The sequence below is a fragment of the Pseudomonas haemolytica genome (assembly GCF_009659625.1).
Taxonomy (GTDB): Bacteria; Pseudomonadota; Gammaproteobacteria; order Pseudomonadales; family Pseudomonadaceae; genus Aquipseudomonas; species Aquipseudomonas haemolytica.
Genome location: NZ_VOIW01000007.1, coordinates 220,624 through 235,848, shown reverse-complemented (window position 1 = coordinate 235,848; position 15,225 = coordinate 220,624). Strand labels below are relative to the sequence as shown.

The 15,225-nt window shown below is 60.7% G+C and carries 14 protein-coding genes and 1 pseudogene; 9 read left to right on the top strand and 6 right to left on the bottom strand.

Features of this window, described 5'->3' with window-relative positions; all coding sequences use genetic code 11:
* The first annotated feature begins 55 nt into the window (after window positions 1-55).
* The 3 genes and pseudogenes from FRT59_RS22785 to FRT59_RS27580 all read left to right on the top strand — a co-directional run bounded on the left by FRT59_RS22785 (window position 56) and on the right by FRT59_RS27580 (window position 2,735).
* Complete coding sequence (locus FRT59_RS22785; RefSeq protein ID WP_153872455.1) at window positions 56-457, top strand: YbaN family protein; 402 nt, start codon at window positions 56-58, stop codon at window positions 455-457.
* A 64-nt stretch (window positions 458-521) separates the two neighbouring features.
* Window positions 522-1,877 (top strand): annotated as a pseudogene (locus FRT59_RS27585) (methyl-accepting chemotaxis protein); the annotation flags it as partial.
* A 102-nt stretch (window positions 1,878-1,979) separates the two neighbouring features.
* A complete protein-coding gene (locus FRT59_RS27580; RefSeq protein WP_411829036.1) occupies window positions 1,980-2,735 on the top strand; it encodes a methyl-accepting chemotaxis protein in 756 nt (251 codons plus the stop codon).
* A 71-nt stretch (window positions 2,736-2,806) separates the two neighbouring features.
* On the opposite strand, the gene FRT59_RS22775 is transcribed toward FRT59_RS27580, so the two are convergent.
* Window positions 2,807-3,370: an NAD(P)H nitroreductase gene (locus tag FRT59_RS22775; protein WP_153839100.1), complete on the bottom strand. Its 564-nt coding sequence runs from the start codon at window positions 3,368-3,370 to the stop codon at window positions 2,807-2,809.
* A gap of 140 nt (window positions 3,371-3,510) precedes the next feature.
* Between FRT59_RS22775 and FRT59_RS22770 the strand changes: the two genes are divergently transcribed.
* From FRT59_RS22770 to FRT59_RS22760, 3 genes are read left to right on the top strand one after another with little or no spacing between them, the layout of a single operon-like run.
* Window positions 3,511-4,938 carry a di-heme oxidoreductase family protein gene (locus FRT59_RS22770; protein WP_153872454.1) on the top strand — a complete coding sequence of 476 codons (1,428 nt, stop codon included), beginning with the start codon at window positions 3,511-3,513 and terminating at the stop codon, window positions 4,936-4,938.
* Between the two features lie 31 nt (window positions 4,939-4,969).
* Window positions 4,970-6,034, top strand: coding sequence for an imelysin family protein (locus FRT59_RS22765; RefSeq protein ID WP_034115820.1), 1,065 nt, complete (start codon window positions 4,970-4,972; stop codon window positions 6,032-6,034).
* A 2-nt stretch (window positions 6,035-6,036) separates the two neighbouring features.
* A complete protein-coding gene (locus FRT59_RS22760) occupies window positions 6,037-7,134 on the top strand; it encodes a DUF1513 domain-containing protein (RefSeq protein ID WP_153872540.1) in 1,098 nt (365 codons plus the stop codon).
* 65 nt (window positions 7,135-7,199) lie between these two features.
* Here the strand turns inward: FRT59_RS22760 and FRT59_RS22755 are convergent, their stop codons facing one another.
* The 5 genes from FRT59_RS22755 to colR all read right to left on the bottom strand — a co-directional run bounded on the left by FRT59_RS22755 (window position 7,200) and on the right by colR (window position 10,970).
* Window positions 7,200-7,427 (bottom strand): hypothetical protein, encoded by a 228-nt coding sequence (locus FRT59_RS22755; RefSeq protein WP_034115822.1) that lies wholly within the window; start codon window positions 7,425-7,427, stop codon window positions 7,200-7,202.
* Complete coding sequence (locus tag FRT59_RS22750) at window positions 7,424-8,143, bottom strand: lipopolysaccharide kinase InaA family protein (RefSeq protein ID WP_034115823.1); 720 nt, start codon at window positions 8,141-8,143, stop codon at window positions 7,424-7,426. The genes FRT59_RS22755 and FRT59_RS22750 overlap by 4 nt, the downstream gene beginning before the upstream one ends.
* A gap of 4 nt (window positions 8,144-8,147) precedes the next feature.
* On the bottom strand, window positions 8,148-8,828 hold the full coding sequence (locus FRT59_RS22745) for a class I SAM-dependent methyltransferase (RefSeq protein WP_034115824.1): 681 nt from the start codon (window positions 8,826-8,828) through the stop codon (window positions 8,148-8,150).
* Between the two features lie 188 nt (window positions 8,829-9,016).
* Window positions 9,017-10,297 carry a sensor histidine kinase gene (locus tag FRT59_RS22740; RefSeq protein WP_034115825.1) on the bottom strand — a complete coding sequence of 427 codons (1,281 nt, stop codon included), beginning with the start codon at window positions 10,295-10,297 and terminating at the stop codon, window positions 9,017-9,019.
* Window positions 10,287-10,970, bottom strand: coding sequence for a two-component system response regulator ColR (gene colR, locus FRT59_RS22735; protein ID WP_003208587.1), 684 nt, complete (start codon window positions 10,968-10,970; stop codon window positions 10,287-10,289). Before colR ends, FRT59_RS22740 begins: the two co-directional genes overlap by 11 nt.
* Before the next feature lie 201 nt (window positions 10,971-11,171).
* Between colR and FRT59_RS22730 the strand changes: the two genes are divergently transcribed.
* The 3 genes from FRT59_RS22730 (at window position 11,172) to FRT59_RS22720 (ending at window position 15,183) form a co-directional block, all read left to right on the top strand.
* A complete protein-coding gene (locus FRT59_RS22730) occupies window positions 11,172-13,121 on the top strand; it encodes an LTA synthase family protein (RefSeq protein WP_153872453.1) in 1,950 nt (649 codons plus the stop codon).
* A gap of 75 nt (window positions 13,122-13,196) precedes the next feature.
* Complete coding sequence (locus FRT59_RS22725; RefSeq protein ID WP_153872452.1) at window positions 13,197-13,895, top strand: response regulator; 699 nt, start codon at window positions 13,197-13,199, stop codon at window positions 13,893-13,895.
* Complete coding sequence (locus FRT59_RS22720; protein WP_153872451.1) at window positions 13,885-15,183, top strand: sensor histidine kinase; 1,299 nt, start codon at window positions 13,885-13,887, stop codon at window positions 15,181-15,183. Before FRT59_RS22725 ends, FRT59_RS22720 begins: the two co-directional genes overlap by 11 nt.
* Window positions 15,184-15,225 lie beyond the last annotated feature (42 nt).

The following is a 15,225-nucleotide window of genomic DNA, read 5'->3' as shown; positions in this document are numbered from 1 at the left end:
CCACAGGTTGATCCGATTTCAACTTGAATATTCCATTCGCTTATAAATCGCTCTTATGACCGGCAAAACCCAATCCTCCTCCAAGATCGCCCAGTTCCTCTACGGGCTGCTGGCCTACGTCAGCCTGGGGATCGGTTTAGTGGCGATTGTGATACCGGGTTTGCCGACCACCGAATTCATCCTGCTCGCCGCCTGGGCCGCCACCAAAAGCTCACCGCGCCTCAGCGCCTGGCTGGAAAACCACCGCCTGTTCGGCCCGATCCTGTTCAACTGGCGTAACGGCAAGATCATTGCGCGCCGGGCCAAGGTCAGCGCCACCGTGAGCATGTTGCTGTGTGCCGTTTTGATGCTGGTGATGCTGGATCACGGCTGGCCGGTGTACCTGGCAATCGCCGGGATGAGCCTGGGTAACCTGTGGATCTGGTCCCGCCCCGAGCAGCTCGCACGCCCCGTGTAAGGCTGCATGTAGGCACTTTCCTACCGCTCATCGCCTATTCCTCATGAATTGACTTGTTACGCCGATGTTTCAGGCATGGCGCCGAATGGACTTGGCTCGCTTTGCTTGCATTCCAACAAGACCATTCGTGAGTGAACCTATGTTCGACACCCTCTCCATCCGCTTGAAAATCGTGCTGCTCTCCGGCCTCTGCCTGTTGGGGGTGATTGCACTGGTGGTCGGCATCAATATCTACAACACCAACCAGAACGACCTATTGGTCAGTGATTCAAGCTCACGAATGCTGACTGCCAGCGTGGAACAACTGCTGCAAGCCAAAGCGGCGGAGCAGGCGGGGCAATTGCAGAAAACGTTCGGTGAAAACCTGCTGGTAGTCACCGCCCTCGCCGACCAGATCAAAGACCTGCGTCAGCTGGGGACCAAGCGTTCCCTTGAAGCCGGTGCCCTGCGCGAAGAAATCAACCAGAGCATAAAAACCGCGTTCGAGCGCAACACTAAGGTGCTGGGCATCTGGCTGTCGTTCGAACCCAACGGGCTGGATGGCAAGGACAGCGACTTCGTCGACGACAAGGCGCGCGTCTCCAACGAGAAAGGGCGCTTTTCCAGCTACTGGAGCCGTGCCGGCGGCGAGAGCCTGAACACCATCATGGTCGAGGATGACCTGACCAAGACCACCCTCAACCTCAACGGCACGCCCTACAACATTTGGTATACCTGCCCACGAGACACTCGCAGTACTTGCCTGCTGGACCCGTACGAAGACACGGTTGCCAATAAGCCGGTACTGATGACTACCATTTCCCTGCCCTTGATAGTCGACGGCAAAGTCATCGGCGTCGTCGGTGTCGACATCGCCCTCACAGCCTTGCAAGCCACCACCGATGCCGCACAGAAAGACGTGTTCAACGGCGCAGCGCACCTGGAGATTCTGTCCAGCACCGGCTTGATCGCGGCCTACAGCGGTGAACCGGCCAAAGTCGGCAAGAACCTGATGGATAGTCTCGGCGCCGAAGGCAAAGAGATCGTGCAATTGCTTGCAAACGATCGGCCCGCGCTCCGCGAACAGGACGACACCATTCGCGCCGTGTACCCGGTCAAGCCGATTGCCGACGCCAAGTCCTGGGGCGTGGTGATCAAGCTGCCAAAAGCGGTGATGCTGGCCGATAACGTGAAACTGCAAGCCGTGCTCGACGAAGCCCAGGCCACCGGCACCCTCAAAGCCTTGCTAGTGGCAGCGGCCGCTGGCCTGTTGGGTTTGCTGCTGATCTGGCTGACCGCTACCGGCGTGACCCGGCCGATCAACAGCGTGGCCGCGATGCTCAAGGACATCGCCAGCGGCGACGGCGACCTCACCCAACGCCTGGCCTACGCCAAGAAAGACGAACTGGGCGAATTGGTGAATTGGTTCAACCGCTTCCTCGACAAGCTGCAGCCAACCATCGCGCAGATCAAGCAAAGCATCACCGAAGCCCGTGGTACGGCGGATCAATCGTCGGCCATTGCACGCCAGACCAGCGAAGGCATGCAGGTGCAGTTCCGTGAAATCGACCAGGTGGCGACCGCGTCGAATGAAATGAGCGCCACTGCCCACGACGTCGCCAACAGCGCCTCCAATGCCGCCAGCGCGGCTCGCGGCGCCGATCAGTCGGCCCGTGAAGGCATGGCGATCATCGAGCAGAGCACCCGCGACATCACCACCCTCGCCGACGAAGTCAGCAAAGCCGTGACTGAAGTCGAGGCCCTGGCAGTCAACAGCGAACAAATCGGTTCAGTCTTGGAAGTAATCCGCAGCATTGCCGAACAGACCAACCTGCTGGCGTTGAATGCGGCAATCGAAGCGGCGCGGGCCGGTGAAAGCGGGCGTGGATTTGCGGTGGTGGCCGACGAAGTGCGCAACCTGGCCAAGCGCACCCAGGACTCCGTCGAGGAAATCCGCCTGGTGATCGAACGTATCCAGAGCGGCACCCGTGGGGTGGTGGCGACCATGCACTCCAGCCAGCACCAGGCCCAGAGCAATGCCGGGCAGATCCATCAAGCCGTGCAGGCCCTGGGCAAGATCAGCGACGCGGTCACGGTGATCAGCGACATGAACCTGCAAATCGCCAGCGCCGCCGAACAGCAGAGCGCGGTGGCCGAAGAGGTCAACCGCAACGTTTCGGCGATTCGTACCGTGACCGAAACCCTCACCGGCCAGGCCACCGAGTCGGCGGCGATCAGCAGCCAGCTCAATGCACTGGCCAGCCAGCAGATGAAACTGATGGATCAGTTCAGGGTGTAATCGATCTCAAAGGTACTGGGTTCAAATGTGGGAGGGGGCTTACTCCCTCCCACATTTTGACCGTGTGCCGCTTAGCGTCCGGTCCAGGCCTGGACAAACGGCGTCAGGTCTTCCTTCGGCGCCGTACGCGGCGGGTTCTGCGGGGTACCCAGGTAGAGGAAGCCAATCACCTCTTCATCCGCCGTCAACCCCAGGCCTTTGGCGACATGCGCCGAGTAGGACAACTCCCCCGTACGCCACACCGCACCGATCCCCTGGGCATACGCCGCCAACAGAATGCCGTGGGCCGCACAGGCCGCGGCCAGCAATTGCTCGGACTTGGGCACTTTGAAGTGCTCCTGCAAACGTGCAATCACTACCACTACCAGCGGCGCACGCAGCGGGCCGTTCTGCGCCTTGTCGATGACGGCTTGCGGGGCGTCGGCATCCTGCAGGCGGGCGGCTTCGGCCAACAGCGTGCCCATCTGCTCGCGGGCCGCGCCTTCTACGGTAAGGAAACGCCATGGGCGCAGTTGACCGTGGTCGGGCGCACGCATGGCGGCGGCGAACAGCAGGTCGCGCTGCTCCTGGGTCGGTGCCGGTTCCAGCAAACGGGGCACGGAAACACGGTTGAGCAAAGCGTCGAGAGCCTGCATTGGCCACCTCCAGAGAAAAATGTGCGCTCATTCTAGCGGGAAAGAATCGGGATGCCACCAAACGATAATTGCTCTTATTCAAACCGCCCTGCCCTGTTAGACTTTGCGACCATATTTTCTGCCCTCGTCCAGGAATCTCGATGTTCCGTTCGTTTTTTCGCCTGTCCGCAGCGTTGATGGCTTTAAGCCTGACTGCTTGCGACGACGCTCCATGCTTCACCAAGGCAGAGCCTGGTGAATCGCGGTCCGGTGGCGCGACGACGGTGAACAAACGCGACCAGAACGCCTTTTCCCTGCCCTCGGCCAACCTGGCGCCGACCCGCCGCCTGGATTTCAGCGTCGGCAACAGTTTCTTTCGCAACCCCTGGGTGATTGCCCCGGCCACGACTACCGCACGGGATGGCCTGGGCCCGCTGTTCAACACCAACGCCTGCCAGAACTGCCATATCAAGGACGGCCGTGGCCATCCACCGCTGCCCGACGCACCCAATGCGGTGTCGATGCTGGTGCGCCTCTCCATCCCTGATGCATCACCTTACGCCAAGCTTATCGAGCAGATCGGCGTGGTGCCCGAGCCAGTCTACGGCGGGCAACTGCAAGACATGGCCGTGCCCGGCGTGGCGCCGGAAGGCAAGGTGCGGGTCGATTACACGCCCGTCCAGGTCAGCTTCAAGGACGGCACCGTCGTCGAATTGCGCAAGCCCACCCTGCAAATCACCCAACTCGGCTACGGCCCGATGCATCCCGACACACGCTTCTCGGCGCGTGTCGCCCCGCCGATGATTGGGCTGGGCCTGCTCGAAGCTATCAGCGACGCCGATATCCTGCGCAACACCGACCCCAAAACGGCCGATAAAGACGCTGTCATCGGCCGCGCCAATTGGGTCTGGGATGACGCCCAGCATAAAACCGTACTCGGGCGTTTTGGCTGGAAAGCCGGGCAACCCAACCTCAATCAACAAAATGTTCACGCGTTTTCTGGTGATATGGGCCTCACGACTTCCTTGAGACCCTTTGATGACTGCACCGATGCCCAAGCGGCCTGCAAACAGGCGCCCAACGGTAATGGCCCGGATGGCGAGCCGGAAGTCAGCGATAACATTCTGCGCCTGGTACTGTTCTACACCCGCAACCTTGCAGTGCCCGCACGCCGAGACGTCAACACCCCGCAGGTGCTGGCCGGCAAGAACCTGTTCTACCAGGCCGGTTGCCAGGGCTGTCACAAGCCGACGTTCACCACGGCTGCCAACGCCGCCGAGCCTGAACTGGCCAACCAGGTGATTCGCCCCTACAGCGACCTGTTGTTGCACGATATGGGCGAAAGCCTCGCCGACAACCGTACCGAGTTCAAAGCCACTGGCCGCGACTGGCGCACCCCGCCGCTGTGGGGTATTGGCCTGACGCAGACCGTGAGTGGTCACACCCAGTTTTTGCATGACGGCCGCGCCCGCAACCTGCTTGAAGCCGTGCTGTGGCATGGCGGCGAAGCACAAGCGGCGCAGCAGCATGTGCTGTCGTTCAATGCCGAGCAGCGTGCCGCGTTGCTGGCGTTCCTGAATTCTTTATAAGCTTTGCCCCACTTACAGAAGGGAGCTCGACATGTTTCGTCCCAAGTTGTTGTTCACCAGCCTGGCCGCCCTTGCCCTCGGCGCCTGCTCGCCCCAGGACCCGCAAGCGGTGACCTCGGCGGCCATCGCCAAGCAAGTGATCCTGCCGACCTACAGCCGCTGGGTTGAAGCCGACCGCCAACTGGCCGTCAGCGCCCTGGCCTACTGCCAGGGCAAGGAAAGCCTGGACACCGCCCGTGCCGACTTCCTCCACGCACAAAAAGCCTGGGCCGAGTTGCAACCGCTGCTGATCGGCCCGCTGGCCGAGGGCAACCGTGCATGGCAGATACAGTTCTGGCCGGACAAGAAGAACCTGGTCGGGCGCCAGGTCGAGCAACTGGTCAGCGCCCAGCCGCAGATCGATGCAGACGCCCTGGCCAAGTCCAGCGTCGTGGTGCAGGGCCTGTCGGCCTACGAATACATCCTCTACGACGCCAAGCCCGACGTCGCCGATGAAGCCCAGAAAGCCCGCTACTGCCCGCTGCTGATGGCGATCGGCGAGCGTCAGAAAGCCCTGGCCGAAGAGATCCTCGCCAGCTGGAACAGCACTGACGGCATGCTCGCGCAGATGACCAAGTTCCCGAACCAGCGCTACGCTGATTCCCACGAAGCCATTGCCGACCTGCTGCGCGTACAAGTGACGGCCCTGGACACCCTGAAGAAAAAACTCGGCACGCCCATGGGCCGCCAGACCAAGGGCATTCCGCAACCGTTCCAGGCCGATGCGTGGCGCAGCCAGTCGTCCCTGCAAAGCCTCGAGGCCAGCCTCGCCGCGGCCCAGACCGTGTGGGTGGGCGTCGACAACAAAGGCTTGCGTGGCCTGCTGCCGGCGGATCAGAAGGCGTTGGCCGAGAAGATCGACGCCGCCTATGCTGCTTCCCTGAAACTGTTCGCCAGCAACCAGCGCACCCTCAACGAACTGTTGAACGATGACGCCGGGCGCCAGCAGCTCAACGACATCTACGACAGCCTCAACGTGGTCCACCGCCTGCACGAGGGCGAGCTGGCCAAGGCCTTGGGTGTCCAACTGGGCTTCAATGCCAACGACGGTGACTGATGATGCTCAGGCGACAGGCTTTGGCGATGGGCAGCGTACTGCTCAGCGCCCTCACGTTGGGTGGCTGGACGCTGTTCAAAGGCAAAGACAAGGGTCCGCTGCTGCTGTCGGCGCGCGATGATGCCGACGGCAAGCACTACGCCGTCGGCTATCGCCTGGATGGCAAGCAGGTATTTGCCACCCAGGTCGGCCAGCGCTGCCACGACATCATCAACCACCCGACGTTGCCGATTGCGCTGTTCGTTGCCCGTCGCCCAGGCACCGAGAGTTACCTGATCGACTTGCGCGATGGCGCGTTGCTGCAAACCATCACCTCGAACGCCAACCGCCACTTCTACGGCCATGCGGTGATCCACAAGAGTGGCGACTGGTTGTACGCCACCGAGAACGACACCTCCGACCCTGGCCGTGGCCTACTGGGCGTGTATAAGTTCGAGGGCGAGCGGCTGGTGCACAGCGGCGAGATTTCCACCCACGGCGTCGGACCCCACCAGGTTTCCTGGATGCCCGACGGTGAAACCCTGGTGGTGGCCAACGGCGGTATCCGTACCGAAGCCGAAAGCCGGGTGGAGATGAACCTCAACGCCATGGAGCCCAGCCTGGTACTGATGCACCGCGATGGCAGCCTGATCAGCAAGGAAACCCTGGGCCAGCAGATGAACAGCGTGCGCCATATGGGGATTGCCAGCGATGGCACCATCCTCACCGGGCAGCAGTTCATGGGGCCGTCCCAGGAGCGTTCCGAGTTGCTGGCAATCAAGCGTCCGGGCCAGCCTTTCGTGGCGTTCCCGGTGGCCGACGAGCAGTTGCAGGCGATGGGGCACTACACCGCCAGTGTGGCGGTGCACAGCGAACTGCGTCTGGTGGCGCTGACGGCCCCAAGGGGCAACCGCTTCTTTATCTGGGATATGGACAGCGCCGAGTTGCGCCTGGATGGGCCGTTACCCGACTGCGCCGGTGTCGGTGCGGTGGCGGATGGGTTTGTGGTGACATCAGGACAGGGGCGCTGCCGCTTCTATGATTGCCGCCAGGAACAGTTGCTGGCCAAACCGTTGGAGTTGCCGGCGGGGTTTTGGGATAACCACCTGCACCTGGTCTGACTCACGATCCAAAAGGCAAAAAAAAGGGCCTCGCATCGCAAGGCCCTTTTGGGGGGTCAATCGTTTCAACTTTGCGGCCTCATCCCTTGAGACATACCGAACATGAATAACAGCAATTCATGGTCAGGCTTGGCCGCCACACTCGCCTTGGCAATACGCGGCAGCAGGCATTGCCCGCCACCTTGCACCGCACTGAGCACTTGTGTGCGAGGTTGCTCCCACACGGCCAGGGCCAAGGCTGAAACGCCCAACGCCCCGACCAAGAACAAACCTCGTGCTATTTCTAGCTTCATCTGGTTAAACCCTTGATAGCGCTGCCAAACGCCGTCTCGTAAAAGTAGCTGAGTTTTTTCCAGTCGGCATCGTTCCACGACGAATGGCGGCGCAATTGCAGCATGTCATGGGACGCGGCCCGATAAGCGGTCAAGCGCTGGCGACATTTTTCGAAGTCCAGCAGGGCCACTTCCACAGTCGCCGCATCGGGCTCGCCGGTGACCCGCACGAAGATGTGCTTGATGTACAGGCAACCATGCTGCCAGCGGCCTTTGTGCATGCGCGCCAGGGTAGCGGCCAATTCCTGCAGCAAGCGCTCATGGACTGCCTCGCCATACTGCTCACGGCCACCGGCGGCGTACCAGTTTTCGATCTCGTCGAACCCGTCCAGGGACGCGGTCACCAGCAGGGCTTTCCATTGGTGCTCCGGGTCGCGTCGCGCCTCGCAGAACACCAGTTCCGGCACGCGCACATCCAGCAAACGCAGGCCCTTGAGGGCATCACGTTCACGAAGCACGGTCGGACGCCCAAAAGGGTGTAACCAACTGCGGTAGATGTGACCGGTCTGGCGCTTGCTATAGAGCAATCGCCCATTGGCGCTCACAACCCGCTGCACACCACTTTCACCACCACGCCGACGATTAGGCTCTTCGACCCACTCGCCCTTCTGGCGCCAGAAATAATCAAACCGCTCCTCGGGAGCTACATGACTGCCTGCTACGCACTCAACTGCCATCCTGTTACCTCTTACGCAATACATACACTCGCCACATGGCGTAGAGCGGTATGAAGTCCAGGGATTCCTGAACACGGAAACCGGCCTGCTCGAATTCTGCCTCGACAGTAGCAGCCGGTAACACAAACCGGTTTTGGTAACCTTCCTGCTCACCTCGTTTGCGACGACGTACTTCGCTGCGCTTGCGCTTCCAGGCCTTGAAATTGCCGTCTACCCACAACGAAAGAATCACGCTGTCGCGGGTAACCCGCTGAAACTCACGCAGTATTGTCAGCCTGTGCTCCGGTTCACCGATGTGGTGCATCAGGCGCATGCAGAAAATACTGTCGACGGAGTTATCTGGCAAATCGATATCAAAGGCAGACGTCTGCAAGGGCCGTACCCGTTTCACCACATCCGCCGGTTGGGCGGTGGTGGCGATCTTCAACATCGACGCCGAATTGTCAGCCCCGATAATCACGCGGTTGGGTTTTTCAGCCAGCAACGGCCAGAAACGTCCAGCGCCACACGGCAAGTCCAGCACCAGGCCCGGCTCACCGGCCATGGCCAGCGCACCGCGCGCCAGTTGCTCGTCGCGTTTGTGGGACAACCGGCGAGCCAAATTGTCCTGATGTTTGAGCAAATATTGTTGCGCGTGTTGATCGTCGTACTTTTCGGAAAATTCCAACTTGATTGGGGAAGGCATCGTACGTCTCCAGTATCTGATGCCTACAACCTTATGCAGCGAACTGTGATCAACAGGTCAACTCATTGTGAAAATCTTGTCCTGTCTAATTGCATACATTTCAAGACTTTACAGAAACATTCAGTAGCATGGGGCCATCTTCGCTGAAAAGCGTTCAGTCTGCACCAGCAAAACGACAGACTGAACGGTCAGGTTTTGACTTGGCTCAACTCCACATGAAAGCGGCAGCCATTGGGCTCCATGGTGCTCAAACTCACGCTCCAGCCTTGGCTCTCGCAGATCCGTTGCACCAGTGACAGGCCAAGCCCCAGGCCCTCGCCGCGGTTCTCGCTGCCGCGTACAAACGGCTCGAACATCGCTTCTCGCTTCTCTTCAGGAATGCCCACGCCGGAGTCCTCCACCACAAAGCCGCTGGGCTCCAGCGTGAGGCGGATAAACCCCTGCTCGGTGTAGTGCAGGGCGTTGCGCAGCAAGTTGCCCATCACCGCATGCAGGAACGTGGTGTTGTACCGCGTGTCCAGGGGGTTGCCGGGCCGATAGATCAACTCCAGGCCTTTTTTCTCGATGGGCTCCCGCCAGATGCCAAGCAGGTCTTCGGCGACCTGGGTCAGGTTGCCTTGGGGCGATGCGGCCGCATCGTCGTGTTTGGCGCGGGCCAGCATCAGGAAGGTCTGAACCAGTTCGCGCATTTCTCCACAGGCCCGGGCGATGCGTTCCACCTGGTTGCGGCCGCGCTGATCAATGGCAGGGTTTTCCAGCAACAGTTCGCAGGAACTGGCCAATACCATCAAGGGCGTGCGCAACTCATGGCTCACATCGCTGGTAAACAGTTGCTCGCGGGACAGCGCCTGGCGCAAGCGGCCCAGGGTGGCGTCGAACGCCACCGCCAACTCGCCCACTTCATCGGCGGCGTAATCCGGGGCCAAGGGCGGGGCCAGGCCCAACAGTTGGTCACGATGACGCACCTGCCGAGCCAGACGCACCACCGGCGCCATCACCTTGCGGGCGAGCACCCAGCCGAGGAATACCGCCAGCGCCAGGCTGAGCACGAACCCCACCAGCACCACAGCAAACAGCACACGCTCACGTTCTTCGAAATCGCTTTGGTCCTGCAGCAGCACATAACGCCGGCCATCGACCACTTCGACCATGGCGTGGTACGACAGCGACTCGCGGAACACCTCATGAAAACCCGGTTCCAGATGTCGCAAATCCTTGGGCAGCTCGAAATCGCCGCGCCCGCCGCTGAAATAAAACAGCTGGTCCGGCTCCGGCCGGTGGCTCCAGTCTTCGACACTGTCCATCAACAGCAGGCGTTGCAGATCACCGCCCAGGCCCGCCGAGATCAACTTTTCTTCCACCAGGTGCACCGTCGCAACGATCCCCATGGCGAAGGCCCCAGCTACCAACGCACTCATCAAGGCAAAGGCGATGATGATCCGCTGGGCAAGGCTTTGCTTAAACTCCATCACGCCCCTCGGCCAGCCGATAACCCACACCGTGCACCGTTTGCAGCAATGGCTTGGCGAAGGGCTTATCGATCACCTGGCGCAATTGGTGAACGTGGCTGCGCAGGCTGTCGCTGTCCGGGCAGTCATCGCCCCACAGGGCTTCTTCGAGAATTTCCCGGCGCAGTACGTGCGGGCTCTTCTGCATCAACACCGCCAGCAGTTTCAGGCCCACCGGGTTGAGCTTGAGCAGGCGCCCTTCGCGGGTGACTTCCAAGGTGTCGAGGTCGTAGTTCAGGTCACCCACCTGCAGGGCACGGCGCCCGCCACCCTGGGCACGACGCAGCACCGCCTCGATACGCGCGGCCAGCTCCGACAAGGCGAACGGCTTGAGCAGGTAATCATCGGCGCCGGACTTGAAGCCCTGCAGCCGGTCATCCAATTGATCTCGGGCGGTGAGCATGATCACCGGCGTATCGCGGCGCGCGTCTTCGCGCAGGCGTTTGCACAGGGTGTAGCCATCGATGCCTGGCAGCATGATGTCGAGCACGATCAGGTCGTAATGCTCGGTTGCCGCCAGGTGCAGGCCCGACAAGCCGTCCTGCGCACAGTCCACTGTGTAGCCTTTTAGCCCCAGGTAATCGGCCAGGTTGGCGAGGATATCGCGGTTGTCTTCAACCAATAGAATTCGCATGGGCAGTGTCTCCGTACGCGGTAACGGCCGTGTTGGCTCGCGCAGCTTAAGGCCAAGCGAAGCTCAGGGATAGAGCTGAAAAGCCCGTCGATAAAGGTTTTCAACTGATTGTATGGTCAAACGAGTTTTTCACTATAGCTTCACAAACTGACCACAGTCTCAGGGTGAAGATCGCGCCCCATTGATATAAGGAACTTCGACATGGGGTTTTTCAAAACAGCGCCAATGCGCTATTTGCTGTTGATAACCGGTGCCTGGTTATTGGTTTTCCTGCTGACCCGCAGCGTGCTGCTCATGACTCACCTGGATGAAGTTGGCGGCAACTTGCTGCCAGTATTTGGCGTGGGCGTGCTCTACGACCTGGGCTTCCTCACCTATGCAGCCTTGCCGCTGGGCTTGTATCTGCTGCTGTGCCCGCCTGCGCTGTGGCGCCGCCGCGGCCATCGCTGGTTCCTGCAAGCGGTGCTGACCATCAGCCTGTTCGCCATGCTGTTCACCTCGGTGGCCGAATGGTTGTTCTGGGATGAATTTGGTGTGCGCTTCAACTTTATCGCCGTCGATTACCTGGTGTACTCCGATGAGGTGCTGAACAACCTGCTGGAGTCTTACCCTATCGGCAAGCTGCTGAGCCTGCTGGCGATGCTGGCCATCCTCCTGAGCCTGGCCCTGCGTAAACCTTTCAATGCTGCCATGGCGGCGCCGTTGCCGACAGGGCGTGGCCGCTTGGTCAATGCCTTGGGCCTGCTGGTGGTCGCCGGCCTCACCCTGCAGCTGATCAGCCAGGACAGCCCGCGTGCCCAAGGCGGTAACGCCTACAAAAACGAATTGGCCAGCAATGGCCCTTATCAATTCTTCGCCGCTTTCCGCAATAACGAACTGGATTACACCCAGTTCTACAAAAGCCTGCCCACCGAGGTGGTCGCCCAGCAATTGCGCGCCGAACTCAGTGAGCCGAATGCACGTTTTATCGGCCAAGACCCGCTGGATATCCGCCGTGCCATCGACAACCCCGGCACCTTGCGCAAACCCAACATCGTCCTGGTGACCCTCGAAAGCTTCAGCGCCAAGTACATGGGCAGCAACGGCGATGAACGCAACCTCACGCCCAACCTGGATGCGTTGCGCAAACAAAGCCTGTACTTCAATAACTTCTATGCCACCGGCACCCGCACTGACCGCGGCCTGGAGGCCATTACCCTGGCAATCCCTCCCACACCAGGGCGTTCGATCGTCAAGCGCATCGGCCGTGAAAGCGGGTTCGCCAGCCTTGGGCAACAACTCACGGCCATCGGCTACGACAGCGTATTTGTCTACGGCGGGCGCGGTTACTTCGACAATATGAACGCGTTTTTCAGCGGCAATGGTTATCGGGTCGTGGACCAGAGCAGCGTGCCGGAGTCCGAAATCTCATTCAAAAATGCCTGGGGCATGGCCGACGAGGACCTGTTCAAACAGACCCTGAAACTGGCCGACGACGACTACGCCAAGCAGCAACCGTTCTTGCTGCAACTGATGACCACCTCCAACCATCGTCCCTACACCTACCCGGACGGGCGTATCGACATCAAGTCCGGCAAGGGCCGCGACGGCGCGGTGAAATACACCGACTACGCTATCGGCCAGTTCCTTGAGGCTGCGCGTCAGAAGCCGTGGTTCGATAACACGATATTCGTGTTCGTCGCCGACCACACGGCCGGCAGTGCAGGCAAGGAAGACCTGCCGATCACCAACTATCAGATCCCACTGTTTATTTATGCGCCCAAGCTGATCGACGCTCGGGAGTCCGCTCAACTGGCCAGCCAGATCGACCTTGCGCCGACGTTGTTGGGCCTGCTCAACCTGAGCTATGAGTCGACTTTCTTTGGCCGCAACCTGTTGCAGGACAACCCGCTGCCACCGCGAGTAGTGGTCGGCAATTACCAGCACCTGGGGTTGTTTGACGGCAAGGACCTGGCGATCCTCAGCCCTCGCCAAGGGCTGCGTCGCCACGACCAGGCCCTTGGAGAGAGCCAGGAATTGCGCGTGGGCAGCGATGACCCGTTGATCCAACGGGCGATCACCTACTACCAGGCCGCCAGTTATGGCTATAAACAGCAACTGCTGAGCTGGAAAGCGCCCAAGGACACCACGCACGCGATCAGCGCTCGCTGACGCCCACTACAGCCCTTGCCTCCCCCCAGGCAAGGGCGTAACACTGGCGGCCTTTCCCGGCAACGACACCTGTTCATGTCCGACACCCTGCTGTTGATTGAAGATGACCTGCCACTGGCCGCACTGACCGCCGAATTCCTGCGCGCCGAAGGTTTTACTGTCGCTGTCGAGCACCGTGGCGACCGCGCTGCCCAGCGTATTCTCGACGAACAGCCAGCGCTGTTGATCCTGGATGTGATGTTGCCGGGCATCGACGGTTTCACCCTGTGCCGGCAGATCCGCAACCAGTACCCCGGGCTGATCCTGATGATGACCGCGCTGGATGAAAACGCCGAGCAGTTGACCGGCTTCAACGTCGGTGCGGATGACTATGTGGTCAAGCCCATCGACCCGCTGCTGTTGCTGGCACGTATTCGCTCGCTGCTGCGCCGTCACCCTCAAGCGCCCCGCGCCACCTATCAATGGGGCAGTTTTCGCCTGGACCTGAACAGCCATTTCGCCTGGCTCGATACAACCCCCTTGCAGTTTTCGGTGGCCGAGTTCGAATTGCTGGCAATTTTCGCCCGCCATTGCGGCGTGTTGCTGACCCGGGAAAAACTGCTGCAGAGCCTGCGCGGCCTGGAGTACGACGGGCTCAACCGCTCGATTGATATGCGCGTGTCGCGCCTGCGCAAAAAACTGATGAGCCTGGCCTGCCCGGTGACCATCCAGACCATTACCGCCCAAGGCTATCTGTTTGTCGAAGTCCCGCAGGGCGACCAAGATGCTGGCTAAAGTGCGCCCCGGGATGGCCGTCGTGGCGGGCACCGCTTGGGCGACCTTGACGTTTTATCTATTGTGGCTGTGTGCCAACGCCTCGGTATTTGTCGGTGAAGACAGTTTCTTGCGCCTGATGGCCGGGCCGGGCTACCTGGTGGCCGAGCAGCTCAAAGCCTTGCCAGCCGACCAACGCGAAGCGCACATGGACACCCTGCGTGCACATTTCCAGTACCCCGTGGAGCTGGTCACGCTGGATGAGGTCGAGCTGCCGCCAGAAGCCTTGGTCATGCTGGAACATCAACAGCCGGCGCTCAATAGCGACGAAGACATCACCTACTTTCCGCTGGACGACGACACCGTGATCCAATTCGGCCCCATGTGGGGTACGGCCGAGGTCAAGGACCTGCTGGAGTTCCCCATTTACTGGGTAACCGCATGCGTCGCCGGCCTGCCGGTGCTACTGCTGCTTTGGGTTGGTTTACGTGCGCACCGTCGGCGTACCGCCGAACTGAACAGGCTTAATGCCTGCCTGGGCACGCTGGCGCACACGCCCAATGTGATGTTGCCCGCCATGGGCAAGGAATGGACACCGTTGCTGCTGACGTTGCAGCAACATGCCCAGGACATCAACGCCATGAACGAACGCCATCGCGAAGTCTCCCAGGCCGTGTCCCATGAACTGCGTACGCCACTGGCACGCATGCGTTTCGCCTTGACGCTGCTGAGCAAAAGCGACGACCCGCTCACACGTACCCGCCTGCAAGAACGTTTGCACACCGACGTCGAAGAACTTGAAGCCTTGGTGCGTGCCAGCCTGGCCTTTGCCCGTATGGCCGGCGCGCCCACCGACCTGCAACATGAACCGATCCCCATCCGCGACTGGCTGCATCAGGAGTTTGCCTTGCTGGACGGGCATCAGCGTCGCTTGAGCCTGGACACCGAGCCGCCGCAATTGCAGGTGATCGGCGACCGCGCCCTGTTGCACCTGATTGTGCGCAACCTGTTGAGCAACGCCATCACTTACGCACGCGATCAGGTGTGTGTCAGCGCCGCTTACCATGGCCAGGATCATCTGGTGTTGCATGTCGACGATGACGGCCCCGGCGTGCTGGCAGAAAACCGCGAAAAAATCTTCGAGCCCTTTGTACGCCTGGGTATGGGCGGCGATGAACCCACGGGGTTCGGCCTCGGCCTGGCGCTGGCCAAACGCGCGACCCAATGGCACCACGGCGAGTTGTCGGTGAGTCGCAGCCCCTTGGGAGGCGCACGCATGACGTTGATCCTGCCACTGCGCCCGCAGTAGGCAGCGTGTTACAGCCTGTGACAGTGAAGCCTGCTGATTGCT

Excerpts from the sequence above, each read along its gene's own strand:
- FRT59_RS22785 (WP_153872455.1), top strand. The coding sequence starts at position 56 with ATGACCGGCAAAACCCAATCCTCCTCCAAGATCGCCCAGTTCCTCTAC.
- FRT59_RS27580 (WP_411829036.1), top strand. The coding sequence starts at position 1,980 with ATGCAGGTGCAGTTCCGTGAAATCGACCAGGTGGCGACCGCGTCGAAT.
- FRT59_RS22775 (WP_153839100.1), bottom strand. The coding sequence starts at position 3,370 with ATGCAGGCTCTCGACGCTTTGCTCAACCGTGTTTCCGTGCCCCGTTTG.
- FRT59_RS22770 (WP_153872454.1), top strand. The coding sequence starts at position 3,511 with ATGTTCCGTTCGTTTTTTCGCCTGTCCGCAGCGTTGATGGCTTTAAGC.
- FRT59_RS22765 (WP_034115820.1), top strand. The coding sequence starts at position 4,970 with ATGTTTCGTCCCAAGTTGTTGTTCACCAGCCTGGCCGCCCTTGCCCTC.
- FRT59_RS22760 (WP_153872540.1), top strand. The coding sequence starts at position 6,037 with ATGCTCAGGCGACAGGCTTTGGCGATGGGCAGCGTACTGCTCAGCGCC.
- FRT59_RS22755 (WP_034115822.1), bottom strand. The coding sequence starts at position 7,427 with ATGAAGCTAGAAATAGCACGAGGTTTGTTCTTGGTCGGGGCGTTGGGC.
- FRT59_RS22750 (WP_034115823.1), bottom strand. The coding sequence starts at position 8,143 with ATGGCAGTTGAGTGCGTAGCAGGCAGTCATGTAGCTCCCGAGGAGCGG.
- FRT59_RS22745 (WP_034115824.1), bottom strand. The coding sequence starts at position 8,828 with ATGCCTTCCCCAATCAAGTTGGAATTTTCCGAAAAGTACGACGATCAA.
- FRT59_RS22740 (WP_034115825.1), bottom strand. The coding sequence starts at position 10,297 with ATGGAGTTTAAGCAAAGCCTTGCCCAGCGGATCATCATCGCCTTTGCC.
- colR (WP_003208587.1), bottom strand. The coding sequence starts at position 10,970 with ATGCGAATTCTATTGGTTGAAGACAACCGCGATATCCTCGCCAACCTG.
- FRT59_RS22730 (WP_153872453.1), top strand. The coding sequence starts at position 11,172 with ATGGGGTTTTTCAAAACAGCGCCAATGCGCTATTTGCTGTTGATAACC.
- FRT59_RS22725 (WP_153872452.1), top strand. The coding sequence starts at position 13,197 with ATGTCCGACACCCTGCTGTTGATTGAAGATGACCTGCCACTGGCCGCA.
- FRT59_RS22720 (WP_153872451.1), top strand. The coding sequence starts at position 13,885 with ATGCTGGCTAAAGTGCGCCCCGGGATGGCCGTCGTGGCGGGCACCGCT.